23 protein-coding genes and 3 tRNA genes are annotated in these 19702 nt (G+C 34.2%); 11 read left to right on the forward strand and 15 right to left on the reverse strand.

Annotated elements, in window-relative coordinates; all coding sequences use genetic code 11:
- Nucleotides 1-230: 230 nt before the first annotated feature.
- A complete protein-coding gene (locus ACWG42_RS07635; RefSeq protein ID WP_455791320.1) occupies nt 231-776 on the reverse strand; it encodes a DUF402 domain-containing protein in 546 nt (181 codons plus the stop codon).
- A 111-nt stretch (nt 777-887) separates the two neighbouring features.
- Here ACWG42_RS07635 and ACWG42_RS07640 point away from each other — a divergent pair, with 111 nt between their 5' ends.
- The 3 genes from ACWG42_RS07640 (at nt 888) to ACWG42_RS07650 (ending at nt 1947) form a co-directional block, all read left to right on the forward strand.
- Nucleotides 888-1100: an oxidoreductase gene (locus tag ACWG42_RS07640; RefSeq protein WP_455791322.1), complete on the forward strand. Its 213-nt coding sequence runs from the start codon at nt 888-890 to the stop codon at nt 1098-1100.
- On the forward strand, nt 1100-1381 hold the full coding sequence (locus ACWG42_RS07645) for a spore coat protein (RefSeq protein ID WP_455791323.1): 282 nt from the start codon (nt 1100-1102) through the stop codon (nt 1379-1381). Before ACWG42_RS07640 ends, ACWG42_RS07645 begins: the two co-directional genes overlap by 1 nt.
- A gap of 107 nt (nt 1382-1488) precedes the next feature.
- Nucleotides 1489-1947, forward strand: coding sequence for a GAF domain-containing protein (locus ACWG42_RS07650; RefSeq protein ID WP_455791325.1), 459 nt, complete (start codon nt 1489-1491; stop codon nt 1945-1947).
- On the opposite strand, the gene ACWG42_RS07655 is transcribed toward ACWG42_RS07650, so the two are convergent.
- The 8 genes from ACWG42_RS07655 to thrC form a co-directional block, all read right to left on the reverse strand.
- Nucleotides 1935-2753: an aminoglycoside N(3)-acetyltransferase gene (locus ACWG42_RS07655; RefSeq protein ID WP_455791326.1), complete on the reverse strand. Its 819-nt coding sequence runs from the start codon at nt 2751-2753 to the stop codon at nt 1935-1937. The genes ACWG42_RS07650 and ACWG42_RS07655 overlap by 13 nt on opposite strands.
- Nucleotides 2723-3157, reverse strand: a complete 435-nt coding sequence (gene traF, locus ACWG42_RS07660) for a conjugal transfer protein TraF (protein ID WP_455791328.1) — start codon at nt 3155-3157, stop codon at nt 2723-2725. The genes ACWG42_RS07655 and traF overlap by 31 nt, the downstream gene beginning before the upstream one ends.
- 121 nt (nt 3158-3278) lie before the next feature.
- Nucleotides 3279-3352, reverse strand: a tRNA-Thr gene (locus ACWG42_RS07665).
- 54 nt (nt 3353-3406) lie between these two features.
- Nucleotides 3407-3973: a Maf family protein gene (locus ACWG42_RS07670; protein WP_455791329.1), complete on the reverse strand. Its 567-nt coding sequence runs from the start codon at nt 3971-3973 to the stop codon at nt 3407-3409.
- Nucleotides 3963-4691, reverse strand: coding sequence for a TIGR01906 family membrane protein (locus ACWG42_RS07675; protein ID WP_455791331.1), 729 nt, complete (start codon nt 4689-4691; stop codon nt 3963-3965). Before ACWG42_RS07675 ends, ACWG42_RS07670 begins: the two co-directional genes overlap by 11 nt.
- A 109-nt stretch (nt 4692-4800) precedes the next feature.
- Nucleotides 4801-5235 carry an ACT domain-containing protein gene (locus tag ACWG42_RS07680; RefSeq protein ID WP_455791332.1) on the reverse strand — a complete coding sequence of 145 codons (435 nt, stop codon included), beginning with the start codon at nt 5233-5235 and terminating at the stop codon, nt 4801-4803.
- Nucleotides 5236-6117 carry a homoserine kinase gene (gene thrB / locus ACWG42_RS07685; RefSeq protein ID WP_455791333.1) on the reverse strand — a complete coding sequence of 294 codons (882 nt, stop codon included), beginning with the start codon at nt 6115-6117 and terminating at the stop codon, nt 5236-5238.
- Entirely contained in the window at nt 6114-7604 is a 1491-nt protein-coding gene (gene thrC, locus ACWG42_RS07690; RefSeq protein ID WP_455791335.1) for a threonine synthase, read from the reverse strand. Before thrC ends, thrB begins: the two co-directional genes overlap by 4 nt.
- A gap of 116 nt (nt 7605-7720) precedes the next feature.
- Between thrC and ACWG42_RS07695 the strand changes: the two genes are divergently transcribed.
- Genes ACWG42_RS07695 through ACWG42_RS07705 form a run of 3 tightly spaced genes read left to right on the forward strand, consistent with a single transcriptional unit; the run spans nt 7721 to nt 11274 of the window.
- Complete coding sequence (locus ACWG42_RS07695; protein WP_455791337.1) at nt 7721-8908, forward strand: homoserine dehydrogenase; 1188 nt, start codon at nt 7721-7723, stop codon at nt 8906-8908.
- Nucleotides 8901-10211 carry an aspartate kinase gene (locus ACWG42_RS07700; RefSeq protein ID WP_455791338.1) on the forward strand — a complete coding sequence of 437 codons (1311 nt, stop codon included), beginning with the start codon at nt 8901-8903 and terminating at the stop codon, nt 10209-10211. Before ACWG42_RS07695 ends, ACWG42_RS07700 begins: the two co-directional genes overlap by 8 nt.
- Nucleotides 10212-10257: 46 nt before the next feature.
- The gene (locus ACWG42_RS07705; protein ID WP_455791340.1) at nt 10258-11274 is read left to right on the forward strand and encodes an aspartate-semialdehyde dehydrogenase; all 1017 of its coding nucleotides are present in this window, start codon (nt 10258-10260) and stop codon (nt 11272-11274) included.
- A gap of 17 nt (nt 11275-11291) precedes the next feature.
- Here the strand turns inward: ACWG42_RS07705 and ACWG42_RS07710 are convergent, their stop codons facing one another.
- The gene (locus tag ACWG42_RS07710) at nt 11292-11654 is read right to left on the reverse strand and encodes a hypothetical protein (RefSeq protein WP_455791341.1); all 363 of its coding nucleotides are present in this window, start codon (nt 11652-11654) and stop codon (nt 11292-11294) included.
- Between the two features lie 176 nt (nt 11655-11830).
- Between ACWG42_RS07710 and ACWG42_RS07715 the strand changes: the two genes are divergently transcribed.
- From ACWG42_RS07715 to ACWG42_RS07725, 3 genes are all read left to right on the forward strand, one after another.
- Nucleotides 11831-11916: transfer RNA gene (locus ACWG42_RS07715), tRNA-Leu, on the forward strand.
- A 207-nt stretch (nt 11917-12123) separates the two neighbouring features.
- Nucleotides 12124-12209, forward strand: a tRNA-Leu gene (locus ACWG42_RS07720).
- A 169-nt stretch (nt 12210-12378) separates the two neighbouring features.
- Entirely contained in the window at nt 12379-12669 is a 291-nt protein-coding gene (locus ACWG42_RS07725; protein ID WP_455791343.1) for a helix-turn-helix domain-containing protein, read from the forward strand.
- A 31-nt stretch (nt 12670-12700) separates the two neighbouring features.
- Here ACWG42_RS07725 and ACWG42_RS07730 read toward each other — a convergent pair whose 3' ends face one another.
- The 4 genes from ACWG42_RS07730 to ACWG42_RS07745 all read right to left on the reverse strand — a co-directional run bounded on the left by ACWG42_RS07730 (nt 12701) and on the right by ACWG42_RS07745 (nt 15882).
- Nucleotides 12701-13372, reverse strand: coding sequence for a LytTR family DNA-binding domain-containing protein (locus tag ACWG42_RS07730; RefSeq protein ID WP_455791344.1), 672 nt, complete (start codon nt 13370-13372; stop codon nt 12701-12703).
- On the reverse strand, nt 13369-14016 hold the full coding sequence (locus tag ACWG42_RS07735; RefSeq protein ID WP_455791346.1) for a hypothetical protein: 648 nt from the start codon (nt 14014-14016) through the stop codon (nt 13369-13371). The genes ACWG42_RS07730 and ACWG42_RS07735 overlap by 4 nt, the downstream gene beginning before the upstream one ends.
- 105 nt (nt 14017-14121) lie before the next feature.
- Complete coding sequence (locus ACWG42_RS07740) at nt 14122-15084, reverse strand: type I phosphomannose isomerase catalytic subunit (RefSeq protein ID WP_455791348.1); 963 nt, start codon at nt 15082-15084, stop codon at nt 14122-14124.
- Nucleotides 15085-15882 (reverse strand): Cof-type HAD-IIB family hydrolase, encoded by a 798-nt coding sequence (locus tag ACWG42_RS07745; protein WP_455791349.1) that lies wholly within the window; start codon nt 15880-15882, stop codon nt 15085-15087.
- A gap of 133 nt (nt 15883-16015) precedes the next feature.
- On the opposite strand from ACWG42_RS07745, the gene ACWG42_RS07750 reads away from it, so the two are divergent.
- Together ACWG42_RS07750 and ACWG42_RS07755 are read left to right on the forward strand one after the other, a co-directional pair.
- Nucleotides 16016-17275, forward strand: coding sequence for an EAL domain-containing protein (locus tag ACWG42_RS07750; protein WP_455791351.1), 1260 nt, complete (start codon nt 16016-16018; stop codon nt 17273-17275).
- Between the two features lie 63 nt (nt 17276-17338).
- The gene (locus ACWG42_RS07755; protein WP_455791353.1) at nt 17339-18232 is read left to right on the forward strand and encodes a PHP domain-containing protein; all 894 of its coding nucleotides are present in this window, start codon (nt 17339-17341) and stop codon (nt 18230-18232) included.
- 212 nt (nt 18233-18444) lie between these two features.
- Here the strand turns inward: ACWG42_RS07755 and ACWG42_RS07760 are convergent, their stop codons facing one another.
- Entirely contained in the window at nt 18445-19605 is a 1161-nt protein-coding gene (locus tag ACWG42_RS07760; RefSeq protein ID WP_455791354.1) for a D-alanyl-D-alanine carboxypeptidase family protein, read from the reverse strand.
- Nucleotides 19606-19702 lie beyond the last annotated feature (97 nt).

Genomic DNA, 19702 nt, shown 5'->3' on the forward strand with positions numbered 1-19702 from the left:
CTCCATTTGATTTAGCTCAGACGTTTTGCCAACGTCTTGTTTTTTTGTTTGTTTATCTGGAATATGATTATGTTCATATCTCATTGAAATCAACGTATTTCCTGTTCAGTTTTCAAAGACCGATTTGTTTTCACTCTCGTTGAGTGCCTGTATATAATACTATACATCCCAAACTGTGTCAACAAATATTCTCACTTTTTTTTAAAACTTTTTCAAAGCTCTATTCTTCCTTAAAATCCTCGTTTATCTTCTTCTATATATTGCAGATATTTATCATACAATTTAGAAATTTCACGATGCTCGAAGGGAGAATTCTGTAAACGTATATCCACCATTAAACGATCTAGTCCACAACGTATTGCTTTTTTTAAATCTTCGCTGTATCCCATCTCTTTCGCATGTGCATCATATTCATCTTCATCTAGTAGTATGGTTTTACCAACAGGTGAAACCTTCACATCCAAATCATAATCGATATTCTTAATAGCTTCCCCATCGTATATTGAAGGAGATGCCAAATTACAATAATAATGAATTCCTGTTTTTCGTATCATACAAATAATGTTATACCACTTGTCAGGATAGAAGAAACAAATCGCAGGTTCTCTAGTAATCCACTTACGCCCATCAGATTCACTCACGAGTGTTTTGTTTGTTACCGCAACGATTCTCTTCTCATTAACTTCAATGACATAACCAGTTGCCCAAGTGCGATGAAGACTTCCATCATGTTTGTAACTCTGTATGTATACATGATCTCTTTCTTTCAATTCCATGTTCTACCTCCTCACGAGTCAATATTATAGCAAATATTTTTATGAAATCATAGGAATACCTAGGATTTTTATTTCCATACTATAAACGAAAGGAGAGTATAGTCTTTCCCTATGACTATACAACAACAAACTATGCTGACACCTAAAGACGTCTTATATTTATCTGATTTATTAGATCAGACCCTAGTTTTAAACAAACGCATTGCAAATGACATGAACATGTTACAAACAGAAGAAGTAAAAACCTGCTTCAAAAATGTAAACAAGAAATTAAAAGAGCAATACAAAACCATGGTTAAGATTTTAGAAAAGGAGGCAAAATAATGTCAACTGGTTCTCAAAGCTATTCTGAAAAAGATATTTCAACCAATTTATTAGTTACTTTAAAACACATGAAAGCAGAGATGAATACCTTCTCACAAGAAGCAAGTAATGCTGCCCTATATAAGGAAGCGGAAAAATTGTATCAAACAGTATCTCAATTACAACGTGATGTGTTTGAAATGATGTGTGGACAAAGCTGGTACAAAATGACTGCAGATAGTGCTAAAAATATTTCTAAAGCATATACTAAAGCTAGTAACAGTGAAGCAGATTTAGCATAACCCATCTTTAGTTTCACCTACAAAATAAACATTCCCTATAAGTAGCACAAAAAATACGTGCAAATCTTATAGGGTTTTTATATACTTAAAGAAAGGATGTGAACATAATGAGTGAAAAAGAAGTATTATACAAAGAACTATATGCACAACTAGAGGCTCTATTATATGAGGAACATGATCAAATAGCGAACATGGCAAATATGTCTGCTCTTTTATATCATGCATTACCTAAGATTAACTGGGTCGGATTTTATCTATTTAAGAATGATGAATTGGTACTAGGTCCTTTCCAAGGTAAGGTTGCTTGTATGCATATTCCAATGGGAAAAGGTGTCTGTGGCACAAGTGCATGTAAAAAAGAAATTCTTTGTGTAGAGGATGTCCACAAATTCCCAGGTCATATTGCATGTGATAGCGCAAGTCGATCTGAAATTGTAATCCCGATTGTAAAAGAAAACACCTTGTTAGGTGTTCTTGATATTGATTCTTTTGAATTGGCGCGTTTTGATGAAATCGATGCTCAATCATTATCCAAACTTGCACAGTTACTAATTCAATCTTTATGAATATGAAAATAGGCGGTTGCTAGGGTTTGCGCTTCTCGAGCGGAAAAGAATCGACATAATCCTCCACCAAGATAGGTAGTCTTCACAATGTAGCGATCTTCCATAGCCTCTCCTATATCATCAAAATCTTTCTGATTATATTCCAAATCAAGCATATCCTTCCAGATACGCTTTTTATTTATCTCAATTGGTGCACTTACTATCTTAATTGGTAATTGTTCTCCATGATAACGTGCTAACTGAAACATAACACTTTCCTTATAACTACACCCCAACAATAGTACATATCCATTGAATTCCACAATCTTACCCAATGGTGAATCTTGATTTAATCCAAAATGCAAGGGATGTTTATCACAAATTAACTTGGCATATTTGCCCCATGCCGCAAAACTATATAGTGGATGATAAGAACGCACAACACCTTCGTTTCTTAAGAATTGTTGAACAAAGGGATCACCATACTTGGATACACTAAGTTTTCGATCAAATGGCAACATATGCTCTCTTATCTTTTCCCAGCTTTCACGATCCACATTTCTCTTATGACAAGCGGGATCACTCATTTGTGGAGTAAAAGAAGGCACTACAATAGTTCCATCATAGCCTACCGTTTCCATAAGTGCTTCGATAAGCATTTGTTCTCCACCTACTAAGTATCCTAATTTTTGAATATTTGCCTGTAGTAAAACCACCATACCTTTTTGAATTCCCATAGATTCCAATATTTCACATACATCTTCTTTTGTATTTACGGAATCCATACGTGTATCTTTTATTTTATCAGGTGAAGTTCTTTCAACCATTTTTTTAAATCCTTCTTCTCTATGAATCCTTCTTTTCTATTTTCAGGCAACAGGCTTCCCTGATAAAAGTAAAAGGTCATAGGTAACTGGGTATAGCTTCCAATTGTAATTCCTAATTCCGCAAGTGCAGATTTCTCATTATTATCCACATCTTCCAAAGGTACATTTACATAATATATATCAAAATGAGATTCATCTTCTACTTCTTGTATTACCTTTACATACTCCTCACATGCATAACAATTATCAGTTGTTAGGTATAACATAAATGTATTTTGTTTTTCATCTTGTAGTTTATTATTGACTTCTTGAGGAGTAAGTTCAATAGGATCTCCTGCCTGATGTCCTATACTACATGCACTCATCATAAAAACACAAAGCATTATACATATTATCTTCTTCATATAGGCACCTCTTTTCTGTCTTTTTTATTTTATCACAAAAATGAGTGGAACACATTAACTTTTGTAACTTGTCTAAAAAGAATAAAACGGACATTCCTAAGAATATCCGTCCTTTTCACACTGGTGCCGACACGCAGAATTGAACTGCGAGCTGAGCATTACCATTGCTCTGTATTACCATTATACTATGTCGGCGCTTGAGCTATTATATTATAATAAGCTCTACCTGCTTTTTCAACTATAAATTGATTATTTCTGAAGTTTTTTTATTTCTCTTACAACTCTTGCGATTGGCAACCCCATCACATTGTAATAATCCCCATGGATTTCTTTTACCAGCAGTTTCCCTTTTGATTGAATTCCATAGGCTCCGGCTTTATCAAATGGTTCTTGTGTATCTAGGTACCATTCCATCATTTCATGCTCTAGTTCATAAAAAGTCACAAAGGTTTTTTCATGAAACAGCACATTACCATTAGAATTCAAAATCGCAACACCTGTAATAACTTCATGTGTCTTTCCGCTTAACAACGCTAGCATTCGATAAGCATCTTCACGATTTTTTGGTTTTCCAAGCATTTGTTCTTTGTAACAAACCATAGTATCCGCACCAATTACAATCGCATCTGGATATTGTTCAAAAACAGCATTCGCTTTCTCAAACGCAATTTGTTCAATTGCTTGTTCTTTTTCTATATCAACACGAAAGATTTCCTCGCTCTGTGCTGTACATATTTTAAAGGGTATTTCGCTATCTTCCATAAGTTCTTTTCTTCTAGGTGAATTACTCGCAAGAAGAATATCTTTATAGTTCATTTTGTAGTTCCTCATGCATACGATTCAAACGTATACGAAGAAATAAATAACTTCCCGCAAAGATTAAAATAAAGGATCCCGCAAACATTCCTACTATACGAAATACTAAACTAGAAAAGAATTGTGATGGAAATAAATTAATCATCAAATCTGTACTAGGATCCAACAGCCATAACTCATTGCGGAACACCAAACGATGAAACAGTGTCCAAAATGCATCAAAATCCACATATGCCCACATCGCAATCATCGCAAACACAACCGCAAATAACGTGGCCGTTTTCATATAGTCAATACTTAATAAAGTAAATGCACCTTTCTTCAATCGTATCAAAAGATAGATAAAAGAAGCACAGAAAACAATCAAACATACGTTTCGTAGAACCATCGCAAATTGATATAGTCCCTTTACATCCACCATATGTGCAGCTTCCTTACTATTGAATGCTTGTACCTTACTTCCTTTTAAAGTAATCTCTGCAGAAATGTCCTCACGTTCATCTCGAAGATAATCTAAAAGTGTGTTCGTGGCTTTGTTTAGGTCAGCTTCGCTCATACCTAATTCCTTCGCCGTTTCTAATGTTTCATATTCTGATTTAAAGAAGTCTCTATTGAAGCAGTTCATATCAATACTTGTTATGAGCAAGATTATGATAAGTGCTATGACAGAAACGTAAGCCGTCACCCCATTCAGCCTGTCAAATATTTCCTGTTTCATAAAATCTCCAACTTTCTATATCGCGCCTTTAAATATCGTACCATAGTTCTTGTGAAAAGAAAATAAAATTTACCCTGAATTTAAAAAAAATAACCAATCCAAAGATTGGTTATTCAACCGCAACTAAACGTAAGTTACTAACTCCTCTACATTGTTGAAGTGCATTCATCAATTCATCGATGGAAACACTCATTTCACATAAGTCAAAGGAAATCACAACAGAAGCCCATTCATGAATAGGAATGTTTTGATTGATTGTCAAAATATTCGCATTTACCTTGGACATCGCATTTAATACTTCTGACAAAATTCCTTTGTCATGATGTAACATTAAGGAAATGACGGCTTTACGAGCGCTCATCCCTTGTGCTGGCAAGAACACATAGTCTTTATATTTATAGTATGTTCCTCTTGAAATACCAACTTTTTTTACCGCTTCACTCACCTGCTTCACTTCTCCATTTTGTAATAGAGAACGTGCTTCGATGACTTTATCAAGCACATCTGGCAAGATGGTACTATCTACGATATAATACTTTTCCATTTACTGCACCTCACTTTGTACCCCATCATAGGTAGCATGGAGTAAACGAACGGACCATGTTGGAAACATGTTCTCAATCGTTGTTTTGATTTGGTTCGCAATTTCTTCTTCATTGCTTAAGGCAATCATGGTAGAACCACTTCCACTAATAAACATCGTAATTGCCCCTGCTTCTTCACATAGCTCTTTTACTTGCGCGTATTGAGGAATCAGTGCTTTACGATAAGGCTCTTGCATTTTATCAACACAAGCTTTTTTTATAATGAGTGGATTTCCAATTTCCAATGCTTTTGCTAAAGCAGCACATCGTCCCATTTGATAGACTGCATCTTGATAGGACATCGTATTGGGAAGCACTTCACGTGCTTTCTTTGTGGACACCTCATAATCAGGAATCATCGTAACCATAATCATATCTTTCTTAATACCATATTTGATCATATTTGGTGTATCTCCTTCCATAAAGGAAACACACAATCCACCAAATATTGCGGGTGCAATGTTATCAGGATGTCCTTCCATACGCGTCGCAATATCAAATATTTCATATTTGTTCATTGGATTTTGAAAGAGTGCATTCGCTCCAGCAATACCTGCTACGATACAAGTGGCAGAACTTCCCATACCTCTAGCAAACGGTACATTGGAATCAATATGAATATGAATTCCTGGAACCGTTTTGTTCATATAACGCAAGCCTTCTAAAAAAGCTTGATAGAATAAATTATCCTCGTTGCAATAGGCTTCCTCACACCCAGTGATTACCACGCCTTCATCCAACAATTCAAATGTTACATATGCAAAATCGTCAAGGGCAATCCCTAAGCAGTCATAACCAACTCCTAGATTCGCACTTGTTGCCGGTACTTTTACCTTAATCATGCAAGCATCTCCTTGGCAACTTCCTCACTGTAGGCACTCATTTCATCTTTATCAATTACATCTTCATGTAAGATTGCTTTTTCTTTTAAAGAACGAAGTGGCTCTGGTATTCCAGCACCTGTTCTCTTTTGTAATTCTTCCATACATGCAAATTCGTCCAAATCTGTTTTACCAAAAATCGCTTCAAATACAGCAGGTGCAAATTTATAAGGACTTGCTGTAGACAATAAGACACTCTTGCATTGGTTATCGATTTGTTCATAGTCTTTCATTACTTTGTACGCATTGGCAGTATGTGGATCCATTACATAACCACTTTCTTCATAGAATTCTTTCATTGCTTTTGCGCAATCTTCATCATCGCAATATCCACCATAGAAATCTGCTTTCACACTTTCAAAGATATCCTCACGCACTTGATAACGTCCCTTTGTTTCAAGATCCTTCATCAATTCTGCAATATAGTTTGCATCTTTTCCACTCTTGTAATATAACAAACGTTCTAAATTACTAGAAATCAGGATATCCATACTAGGAGAAATAGTTTTATAGAAAGGACGATTACGATCATACACACCATCCTTAAGGAAATCGAATAGTACATTATTAGAGTTGGATGCCACTATGAATTTATTCACAGGAAGCCCCATGCATTTTGCATAGTATCCAGCTAGTACATTTCCATAGTTTCCAGTAGGTACACAGAAGTTAAGTTTATCACCAAACTGGATGTGTCCTTTGCTTACCATTTCCTTATATGCAAAGATATAGTAAACAACCTGTGGAATCAAACGTCCAATATTAATTGAATTAGCGGAAGATAAAGAAATGTTTTCTTCCTTTAAACGTGCTGCCAATGCTTGATCGTTGAAAATCTTCTTCACATTGGATTGCGCATCATCAAAATTACCTTCAATGGCACATACACGTGTATTGTTTCCTGTTTGTGTTGCCATTTGTAAACGTTGAATATTGCTTACGCCATGATTTGGATAGAACACGGTAATCCCAATGTTATCCACATCGCAAAAACCTTCTAAGGCTGCCTTACCAGTATCTCCACTTGTTGCGGTTAAAATCATAACCTTCGCATCTTGTTTTTCTTTCAATGACTTTGACATCAATTGAGGAAGCATTCTAAGCCCCACATCCTTAAAGGCACAAGTAGGTCCATGGAAGAGCTCTAGAATATGTGTATCTTTTGTACTGTGTAGAGGTGTAATGTCCTCATTACGGAATTTACCTGTATACGCATCATGTACACATACGGCAACCTCTTCATCTGTAAAGTCTGGTAATAACGTCTTTAAAACAACCGCAGCCATTTCGTTATAATCCATATGCATCATATCTTCTAAAGGAAGTTTTAAAGTATCCAAATCATCGAACACATATAAGCCTCCATCATCCGCAATCCCTTTTAATACCGCTTCTTTTGGTGTAAGTGCTATCATTTTATTCCTTGTGCTAGTATATATTTTCTTCATTTTAATTTCTCCTTTTTTTCGTCTTGCATTTCTTTTTTTACTATGATACAATGTTCGCAATATAAAAACAAGTGTTTTTGATAAAAAGACACAAAAAGTTTTAGAGGAGGAAACTTATGAATATCGCAATCTTAGGATTTGGAACGGTGGGATCAGGTGTTGTAGAGATTATTGAACAAGCAAAAACACCATATACAGAAAAATTACATGTGTCTCACATTCTAATACGTAAAGGAAAAGAAAAAACACATCCATGTATGTGTGATGATATAAATGTAATATTAAATGATGACAGCTGTGAAACAGTTGTGGAAACAATGGGTGGTATTGAACCTGCACATACCTATATTATGGAAGCCTTACAACATGGAAAAAATGTGGTAACAGCAAACAAAGCCGTAATCGCAAAATATCTAAGAGATTTTGTGGAATGTGCAAATGCTCATCATGTTAAAATCTATTATGAAGCAACTACAGGTGGAGGCATTCCTTGGATCGAGGGATTGGCCAAAGCTATGCGTATTGATGAAGTAGAAAGAATACATGGTATCTTCAATGGTACTAGTAATTATATTTTGGATCACATGGAACGTTATGGAGCATCCTTTGATGAAATCTTAAAAGAAGCACAAGGATTAGGATATGCAGAAGCAGATCCAAGTGCAGATATCGACGGCTATGATATTTGTAACAAACTTAGAATCTCTGCTTCTTTAGCATACGATTTCCATGTGCCTGATACATTCCCTGTATATGGTATTCGTACCATCACAAAACAAGACGTTTCTTATTTCCAATCTTTGGGATATAATGTACGCTTGATTGCGAAAACAAAACGCAATGGAAATCATTATGGATGTGTTGTAGAACCGATTCTATTTGATAAAACCGAAATTGAAAGTAATACAAAAGACAACTACAACATCATTACTCTTCATGGAACAACCATTGGAGATTTAAAATTCTATGGACAGGGAGCTGGAAAACTGCCAACTGCCAATGCCATTGTACAAGATATTATAGATATTAATGAAAAAACAAGTCATTGGGAACTCACATTCGCGAATGAAATGGAATATGACAAAACTTTATGTTTACGTGATTATATCGTTCGTTTGAAACCTTCTGCTTATGCTGTATTAAAAGAATGCAATACAGAGGAACATGTTTTTGAAGGAAACACTTATTTACATGTCAAAGGGGTAGAAGTGTATCATATGCATCAATATATGAAAGATATCATGGCCATTGATGGGGATGCATTTATGGCTAGTATTTATAGAGGAGAAGAAGATTATGATTAAGATAACTAAATTTGGTGGTTCATCTGTTGCTAATGCAGTACAATTCGCAAAAGTAAAAGGGATTATTGAAAGTGATCCTGGAAGACGCTTTGTGGTTGTAAGTGCATCTGGTAGAGAACATAAAACAGATAATAAAGTAACTGATTTATTATACCTGATTGAAGCTCATCTAAAATATAGTGTGGATCATACACCATTATTCAATTTAATCGAAGAACGTTTTCTTTCTATTAAGAAGGATTTGAACTTAACGTATCCAATCGAAGATGATTTAGCTGATTTAAAAGCAAAGCTTTCGAAATCTATGTCTACGGATTATCTAGTTTCTAGAGGGGAATATCTTACCGCAAAACTTATGGCGGAATATCTTGGATTCCCTTTCATTGATTCTAAAGATATTATCACCTTCCGTTATGATGGAAAAATCGATTTCGATGCGACACGTTATCGCATGAGCAATTATATGAAAGATCACGATCGCTTCGTTATGCCTGGATTTTATGGAGCACTTCCAGATGGCACTGTAAAAACAATGTCACGTGGTGGTAGTGATATTACAGGTTCTATCTTAGCCGATATCTTAGATGCAGATATGTATGAAAACTGGACCGATGTTTCTGGTATTTTAATGGCTGACCCACGTATCGTTCATCAACCAAAACGTATTGATACGATCACATATGGTGAACTTCGAGAATTATCTTATATGGGAGCTAGTGTGTTACATGAAGAAGCCATCTTCCCTGTAAAAGAAAAGAACATTCCAATCAATATTTTAAATACCAATCACCCTGAAGAAGGTGGAACCATCATCATTGAAAAAGATGATAAACCTAGCGAACAAATGATTACTGGTATTGCTGGTAAAAAGAACTTTACGGTGATCGCAATTTATAAGAACCATATGTCAGATGAAGTTGGAATTATCCGTCGTGCTTTAGAAGTATGCGAAAACTATCGTGTAAGCATTGAACATATCCCTAGCGGTATTGATTCATTCAGCCTCGTAGTTAATAGTGAAGATGTAAAAGACGTCATCTATGATATGGTGGGTGATATGAAAAAAGCATGTAACGCAGATGAAATCAAAATCGTCGATAATATATCTTTAATCGCGACAGTTGGTCGTCAAATGATGTACAAACCTGGTATTAGTGGAAAATTATTCGCAGTCTTAGGTAAAAACAACATCAATATCCGTATGATTGCCCAAGGAACGGATGAAATGAACATCATTGTTGGTGTTGAAAATAAAGATTACGAAAAAACAGTAGAAGCAATTTATACAAATTTTGTTGTATAAATTCGAATCATCTTTTATCATATAGGAAAAAGCAAGGAGAAGAAGAATGAAAACATACAATGTTGCTATATTAGGTGCCACTGGTGCCGTTGGTCAGGAAATGATCAAAATCTTGATGGAACGTAATTTCCCTATCAAGGAATTACATTTGCTTGCAAGTGCAAGAAGTGCTGGTAAGAAATTAAATATTGCTGGAAAAGAATACACAGTAGAAGAAACAACAGAGAACAGTTTTGATGGAATGGACATCGTATTAGGTGCTGCAGAAAATGATATTGCAGAAAAGTATTTGCCTATCGCAGCTAGTAAAGGTGCTGTAGTTGTAGATAATAGTTCTGCCTATCGATTAGACAACAATGTCCCTTTGATTATCCCAGAAGTAAACCCTGAAGCTGTAAAAGATCATCATGGAATCATCGCAAACCCTAACTGTGCTACAATTATTGCATTGGTTGCATTACAACCGCTACATGCATATGCACATGCAAAACGCATGGTAGTATCTACGTATCAAGCAGTCAGTGGTGCTGGTGTTGGTGGAATTCATGAACTTGAACAACAATTAGGTGCTATTGCACATGGAAAAGAAGTTGAAGTTAAAAACTTTCAATACCAAATTGCTTATAACTTAATTCCGCAAATTGGTGGATTCGACGATGAAGGATATTCTAGTGAAGAAATGAAAATGCAAAACGAAGGACGCAAAATTATGAGCAATCCTGAATTATGTGTAAACTGTACATGTATTCGTGTACCCATCATTCGTTCTCACTCAGAATCTATCATGGTAGAATTTGAAAATGAAATCGATGTTGAAAAAGCAAGAGAGTTATTGAAAGATGCTCCAGGTATTAAACTTGTGGATGATCCAGCAAATAAAAAGTACCCAATGCCATTGGATACAACAGATCAAGATTTAGTATTTGTAGGACGTATTCGTAAAGATATGAGTGGTCATAAAAATGCTTTAAGTTTCTGGTGCTGTGGTGATCAAGTGCGTAAAGGCGCTGCTACCAACGCTGTACAAATAGCAGAATTAGTTGTAAAAGAATTAGACAAATAAAAAGCGCAACGCGCTTTTTATTTTACCTCTTCTAAAGGAGTTTCTTCAGTACCGATTACTTCATCATCTGTGGAAGATACTTCAACTTCTTCCATAGCATTCCCTACAATTTCGCTGAATGCATAATGTAATACATTAATTTTACTTAAACCTACACCTACTCCATAAAGGATAAATGCATACGCGAAGTATTGTGCACTATATGTGCTATATACATAAAAGATATAACTTAATGTTAATGTATATTGAGCTTGTTGTGTTTGTACATAATCATATGCTTGCCAAATATTAAATGCCGCAATGCATAAGAAGACAACTGCTACTACATAGAATACAATACTAATCGCGCTGATTTTACTTGCTTTTTTTGTTTTGTTCATAGTCTCAACCTTTCTATACGTGCTACATTATCCACTATAAATGTGTGAAGAGTATGTGCGAACGGTGAATTTTTAAAGAATTTTAATAAAATCACAAATTTTTTTGATTTAAAATTGCGAAAAAGCTATAGATAAATACATAAAAATATAGTATGATAAATAACGCAATACGAAATGCAGTCGTGGTGGAATGGCAGACACGCTACTTTGAGGGGGTAGTGAGCGTATGCTCGTGTGAGTTCAAATCTCATCGACTGCACCATTGTACTTAATAGGCATGATATTCATGTTTAAATAGCACTAAGAAAGCGATGAAATTCATCGTTTTTTTCTTTCATGAACACTTCATTTCTCTCCTTTATCAAACACAAACGAAATAAATATCCGCCCATTTTCATCTATCTTAAATTGCCAGTGCAAGTATAGACGAAACAAAAAAAAAGGTGTATTATATACAAGCATTCAACATGCAGAAGTGGTGGAACGGCAGACACGCTGTCTTCAGGCGGCAGTGCGAGCAATCGCGTGAGAGTTCAAATCTCTTCTTCTGCACCAATGCATATGTAAACCGCTCTATATCAGCGGTTTTTTATATACCGACGTATTTCTATATCATCCATTTTATATCATATAATATCTATTTTATCTATTAACATTTCATCGTCCTCCACTTGCCCATATAATTAAATCATAAATATGCAATTTAGCCATTAGGAGTGATGAAATGGACGATATATCAATTAGCTTCACAACAAAAGCATGTCAGAAACTAAAACGTATTGGAAAGACACAAAAAGAATTAGCAAGCGAAATCGATATTGATTATTCCACGCTTAACAAAATCCTCAACAATAAACGAGAACTAGATTTTTCAACTGCGGTGAAGATTGCAAACAGTCTAAATATGAGCTTAGATAAAACCGCAAATAAACCTACAAATCAAAGTTTTGAAAACTTAATGATTGATTTAGAAGATCTTGTTTTCAACCTAAAACAGGTCAATGTAAAAGAATGACAAAAATAGCAGGTATCCTAGAAGATATCTGCTATTTCATATAATTCGCTAAACATGTATTTAATGCATTCTCATACCGTTTTCCAATAGGCAGTTCTTCTCCGTTATTCAGCAGGATTGTATGAGTTCTTATTTCTTTGACACAGCATAAATTTACAATAAATGATTTGTGTATTTGTATCAAATGTACAAATTCATTCTCCATACAATATTTTTTTAAAGAATCTCGTATTCTTAATTTTACTAAATCTGTATGAATATATAAATCATGATGATAGGATTCTATATACACTATATGTGCTGGATGGATTTCAAAATCCATAAACCCTGAAGTATATCTGATACAACTATTTCGTATTATGAGTGATTTCTTAATCTCATTCAGTAGATTAGAGAACTCTTTTTTTATATCATAACAATATATTTTTTTCACTTTATATAATAACTCTTTTCGAGAAACCAATTCGTCCTTTGTGATGAAAATAAGTTCTCCCTTTTCTTTACATATTTCAATGGCAAGAGATTGTAAATCTCTTACATCATCACAAACTTGATATATCACTAGACCCTTCTCTTCTATGACATCGAGTGAGCTGAATGCTTTGCAAAGACAATTTATGTTTTCTCTTTTTGCCATATTCATAATATGCATATTTAATAAAGAATAAATTTCTTTTTCTGCCTTTATATATATCTTAATCATAAAGACACCTTCTTATTCAATATGTCATTTAATGAAAGATCTTTTTTAATGATTTCAAGGATCTGTTGATGATCTATGATGTTTATATCGTTTTCCTCTAAATATTCGAAGGCACGGATAACATTAGGGTGTTTATAATAAAACCAATCCTTAAGGATAAAGCTAGAGTGATCGGACAAATATAGTTTTATCCATACACGATATCCTTTGCTTGTGTGTCCATCGTAATTTGTAAATCTTGTATATCTAGTATCTTCAATTGCATAAATTTTGACTGCGTCTATATTACACAACGAGAACCGTACGGTCTCTACTTCATAATGCGTTTTAAAAAGCACATTAAGTAACATTTGGTATTGTATACGAAACTGAGTAGAATCAGCTATTATAACTTCATGCTCCGTTATTTCAAAATAGCGTATATTCATAGAAAGAAAGCTCGAAAATCCTATCAATGAAAATAAAAACACAAGTATTGATACTCCACAAATCATCAGAATGGAAGGATGTAAGAAGGCATATACTCCTGTACTTACAATACAAGTAAATATCATTGTAAGAATGACATTCAATACCATCGCTTTTTTTATATCCTTCCCCTTATTACCAATGAAAATAGAAGCCTTACAAATATCTTGATCCATTCTCCTCACCTCTTCTTTAATTATAGATAGTTTTATGATATATAACAATCACGAGGGCATGAAAACTCTGTTTATGACACAAAAAAAGAGAATTTTCATCCTCTTTTATACTCTTGATAAAATAAACTGACAAGTTCCCTCAACAATTACTTCTCCACTACCAGCGCTAATGAAGAATGTATCTCCTTTACGCATTGAAAGTTGCACATCACCTTGTTTAATGAATCCTTCACCTTCAACAATTACGACTGAAGCAAAGCTTTTTTCATCCACAACTACATTTGCTTGTGTTTCAACCTCATAAATATACGTTGTAAAATATTCGCAAGTTGCCATCATTGCTCTTGTAAAACCATCCTTCACTTCTTTTTCACCACATGGTTTAAAGTCAGAAGCTAAGGGTTTTAAATTTGACACATCGATCGCTTTTTCAATATGCAATTCTCTTGGTTTTCCATCTGCACCAACACGTCCAAAATCATATACACGATAAGTAGAATTTGAATTTTGTTGGATTTCACAGATTACAATACCTTCACCAATCGCATGGATCGTTCCAGCTTCAATAAAGAATACATCTCCTTTATGTACAGGAACTTGTTTCAATACATCTAGGATGGTATCATTTTCGATACGCGTACGAAATTCTTCTTTTGAGATTTCATTTTTTGTCCCATAATACAAAGAAGCTCCTTCTTCTGCTTCTAAAATGTACCACATTTCTGTTTTCCCATATTCTTTTTCAACACGTAATGCATACTCATTATCTGGATGTACTTGGATAGAAAGATTTCCTTTCGCATCAATGAACTTAATCAACATAGGAAAATTTGTGAATGTATTTCCAATTGTCCCAAGCGCTTGAGTACCCAATATTTGAAGATATTCACTCAAAGTAGAACCCTTGTGTTCTCCACTATCAATGATACTTTCTCCATCTTTATGTGTAGACAACTCCCAGCTTTCTGCCACAATTTTATAATCGCTCTCTTTATGAAATTCTTCTTTTAATTTTGTTCCACCCCATAAATAATCTTTAAATGCGGGTTTTAATTTAACTAGTGCCATTTATATTACCTCCAATTTTTTCAATGCTTCATAAATGCCTTCTTCTTTTACAGTCCCTGTTACCATACTTGCTACTGGATCTAACAATTCATCATGCAACCCCATTGCTATTCCATGTGTCACGCTTGCAAGAAGCTCTACATCATTATCTCCATCTCCAAATGCATATGTCTCTTCCATAGGAATATTACATTTAGCAAGCAAAGCCTTTACTCCAGCACCTTTGTTTACATGAGGCTTCGCAATATCAAAGGTATTACAATTGCGATGAAATCCAACTACATACTTTTTCTTCGCAATCGGACAATATGCTTGTAAATGTGCATCATCTTTAAATATCAATGTTATTTTCTCAATTTTATTATGTACTTGTTCATAGTTTGTATATGCGATAAAATTATCCTTTGGTGTATGAAAATTATCCAAAAAATGAATATAATTAGAATCTTTTAAATCCTTCACAAAACAATGCTGAGAATTTTCCAAAATAAAATTAATATCATATGTTTCAAAATCTTGTAATAGTTCACTTAATTCCTCTTGTTCAAATACATCATGATAAAGTTCTTTCCCATGTATTTGCACACATGCTCCATTGCTTGTAATATACCCATCCAAACTAAGGTCTCTAGCACCCTTTGGAATATAACTTTGTGCTCTTCCAGTCGCAAGTACACATACATAGTCTTTATCCTGTAACAGTTCTATTGCCTTCTTTGTTTTGAGTGTAGGAACATAAATCTCATCACGTTCATCAACAAGTGTTCCATCATAATCAAATAGTACAAGTCCCTTCATGATCATCACCCCTTCTTACTGCTCAATTATATGGTAAAGATTTATCAAATGCAATGAAAACAAACAAACTTTCTTTGATTTACCACATAAAATAAAAAGAAATGGCAATACTTGAAAAGAAGGAGTTGAAACTATGGGAATCAAGATTCAAGATGAAACTGCTTTATATACGATGTATGATGCCTTATCAAAAAATGAATATTCCTTACTTGTATTTCGAATAAAAAATATCCATATGTTACATTACCTGTATGGAAAGGAATGTGACGCTGCTTTATATACTGGTATCCAATCTATATGCTTACGTATTTTAAATGATAAATCTTATCTATATCGTTTGTATACTGATCATTATGTTATCCTCTTAAATTCACAAGATCCTTATTCTATTATACAGCTAATATATGAATTAGATCATGAAATAGAAACTTACCAATTTGGAACGATTCAACATACAATTGCAATCTCTATTGGTATTTATTTTTTACGTCGTCATGTAGACTTTTACCAAGCCTATGACCATGCCAAATTTGCGATGCAAAATAGTAAAGACATTCATAAATATAACACGTCCTTTGAGTTCTATGATCAAAAAGAGATCGAACGAGCAAAACAACAATTCAAAATGCTAAGTGAGCTAGAAAAAGCACTACAACACCATGAATTTGAAGTTTATATCCAACCAAAAGTGCATGCAGTATCGCACGAAATCGTTGGCGCAGAAGCATTGATACGTTGGATTCATCAGGGAACCCTTGTGCCACTTAAAGACTTTATGCCATTGATTGATCGTAATGCATTTATACGAAGAATCGATTTATTCGTCTTTGAAGAAGTATGTAAACTATTCGATCGATGGAAACAGGAACATAGAAAATTGATACCAATCAGTATCAACATATCTAGAGCTTCCTTTGAAGATGGATTTTATTATTTAAAAGAAATCGAAACCATTTTTCAAAAATACTCAGTTGATAAGCACTTAATTGAGTTTGAACTTAGTGAAGATATTTGTTTTGAGGATAGTCATCGTTTACACCGTTTCTTAAATCTATTAAAAGACAATGGATTTGCTTGTTCTCTAGATGATTTTGGAACAGGATATTCCTCCTTTTTAACACTAACTTATCTTCCCATTCATACAATCAAACTTGACTCTTCTTTTTGTTTGGGAGCTTGGGATGAGAAAAAGAAAATTATACTAGTACATTTACTACAACTTTTAAATGAACTAGACTTTACAATTGTAGCGGAAGGGATTGAAACAAAAGAAATCGCAGATTTCTTTGCGCAACATTCTTGTCATATATTACAGGGATTTTATTTCAGTAAACCACTACCAATACCATTCTTTGAACGCTTTTTACTTGAGAACAATCCAGTAAAAAGCTAACCACAAACATTCTAATTTGTTCCCCTTTTATGATATAATACAATCATTTAAAGGAGGATTAGAATGACTACATTTGATTTGCATATGCACTCTTGTTACAGTGCAGATGGGGAAAAGACACCAGAAGAATTGATTTTAATGGCAAAAGAGGTTGGGCTTACTACAATCGCATTGAGTGATCACAACACGCCTGCGGGGATTGATGAAATGTTGGAGATAGGGAAACAACATGACATACAGGTAATTCCTGCGATTGAATTTGATACCATGTTTGGAGAGTTAGAAGTACATGTTCTTGGATATAACATGGATTACCACCAACCATATTTTGAAAATTTGAAAAGTGGTTTAAAAAGAATTAAAGATAGTATGCTTCCAAAACGTTTAGAAGCATTATGTAGCTATTTTCACATGGATTTCAAACTTGAAGAGATTTTTGAGAAATATGGAAATAAGCGCCCTTGGGCAAATATTGTGCAAGCCATATTAGAGGACCCTAGATATGATCACATTAAAGAATTTGATCCTTATCGCACAGGTGGTAAACGTAGTGACCCACAATCTGTAAACTTCTATTGGGATTTATGTTGCCCTGGAACTCCTTGTTATGTACATGTAGAGTATCCAACATTAGAAGAAACTGTAAGAGAAATACACAAAGCTGGAGGAATTGCAGTTCTTGCACATCCTTGGAGAAACTTTGATCATCGCGAAGACTTGTTAAAAATAGCGATTGAACAAGGTATTGATGGCATGGAAGCCTATAGCAATTATCATAACAGTGAACAAAATGCATTTTATGAGAATTATTGTAAAGAACACAACGTTTTGATGACTTGTGGTTCTGATTATCACGGCGCCTTCAAACCAAGCATTCGTTTAGGCGAATATGGATACACGCGTGATAATGGAGAAAGTATCCTCCAAAACTTTTTAAGCTATATCCATAAAAAATAAAACTATTTAAAGTAGGTATTTTCTAGAGTTGATAAGCAGTAAGCTTGTTGACTCTTTTTTATATGGTTTTGTCCTATCAAGTAGAAATCTTCCTTTGTTGAAAGCTCATTTGAATGGATAAGAAAAGACTGTTCACATACTCGCAAACAGCCCTATTCTTTACTCCTTTATGCATACCATATCTCATCACCTAAATCTAATCTAAGCAAATATCAATAACTACCACCTTGCACACCCAAATATTCCTCTAATGTTAATCCAGAATTGTATACATCTGTTGCTAAAGAACCTATATATCGTATATGCCAAGGTTCCGCTTGATAACCTGTTATATGTTCTTTCCCTACTTGGTAACGAACTATGAAACCATATTTATGCGCATTCGTCGCAATCCAGTTTACTTCTGCGCTATTTTCTACTAATGACCCATCTTTATGGAGCAAGTCAAATGCAAGCCCTGTTTGATGTTCAGAATACCCTGGTCGAGCTGAGAATGTATCCGCTTCTTGACTACCATAATTATTTACATAATTTTGATATAATCCTGCTTGCGTATCAAAGCTTCTAAAACCACTATAACTACTGTTGATATTATATCCTAAATTTTGCATTTCTTTTATTAAACTTCTTGCCTTATCTCCTGCTTCAGCATTCTCATAAGGCATATAGTTATAAGGCACAGGATTCTTTTTATTTATAATCATAACACCTTTCACATAACGTGGTTCACTTACTGTATATGCAGTTGGTTTTGATTCACTACCTGAAGTACCATTCTCATTATTTACATCCTTAGGGACAACCTCTTGATCATCAACTACTGTAATGTTTGCTTTCTTTACAACTTTGTTCTTATATTGATCCATCGCGGTTACTTCTACTTCATATTCTCCAACTTCGTTGATAGTAAGCTTTTCTATATTTACAGTGATTTTGACAGTACTTAAATCTTTAGCTTCAAAATAGGTAGCAATTTCATTTGGATCAGATCCTTTTTTCACTTCTATTTTATCAGGGAACTTTGTGAACTCTGGTTCTTTGCTATCTTTGACTATAATTTTGATATTCTCTTTTTTATCAGATCCATTGATATTATACTTTATTTGTAAATCATACGTTCCTACTTTAGGATACTTTTTTCCTTCCTCAAGTTTCAAGTTTGCATACTCTGCCTTGAAAGATTCTAATATTTCGGTGTCTTTCGTATCAAGCACTTGTTTTCCTTCGATATTCACAACTTCTCCGTATTCGAATTTAAATGTATCTTTTTTGAAATTAACACTATTATTTCTATGAAACCAGATAAATCCCAAAACAACGAGTGATATCAATATCAACAACAATATAATTATGACAATAATTTTTTTCTTCATAGTATTCATCCCCTTTTTCATTATGATAACATATTATACTTATATTTAAAATCATCAATACCAAAATTATCGTTTATGTACAAAAGGAATACCTACA

The organism is Amedibacillus sp. YH-ame10 (genome assembly GCF_053848885.1).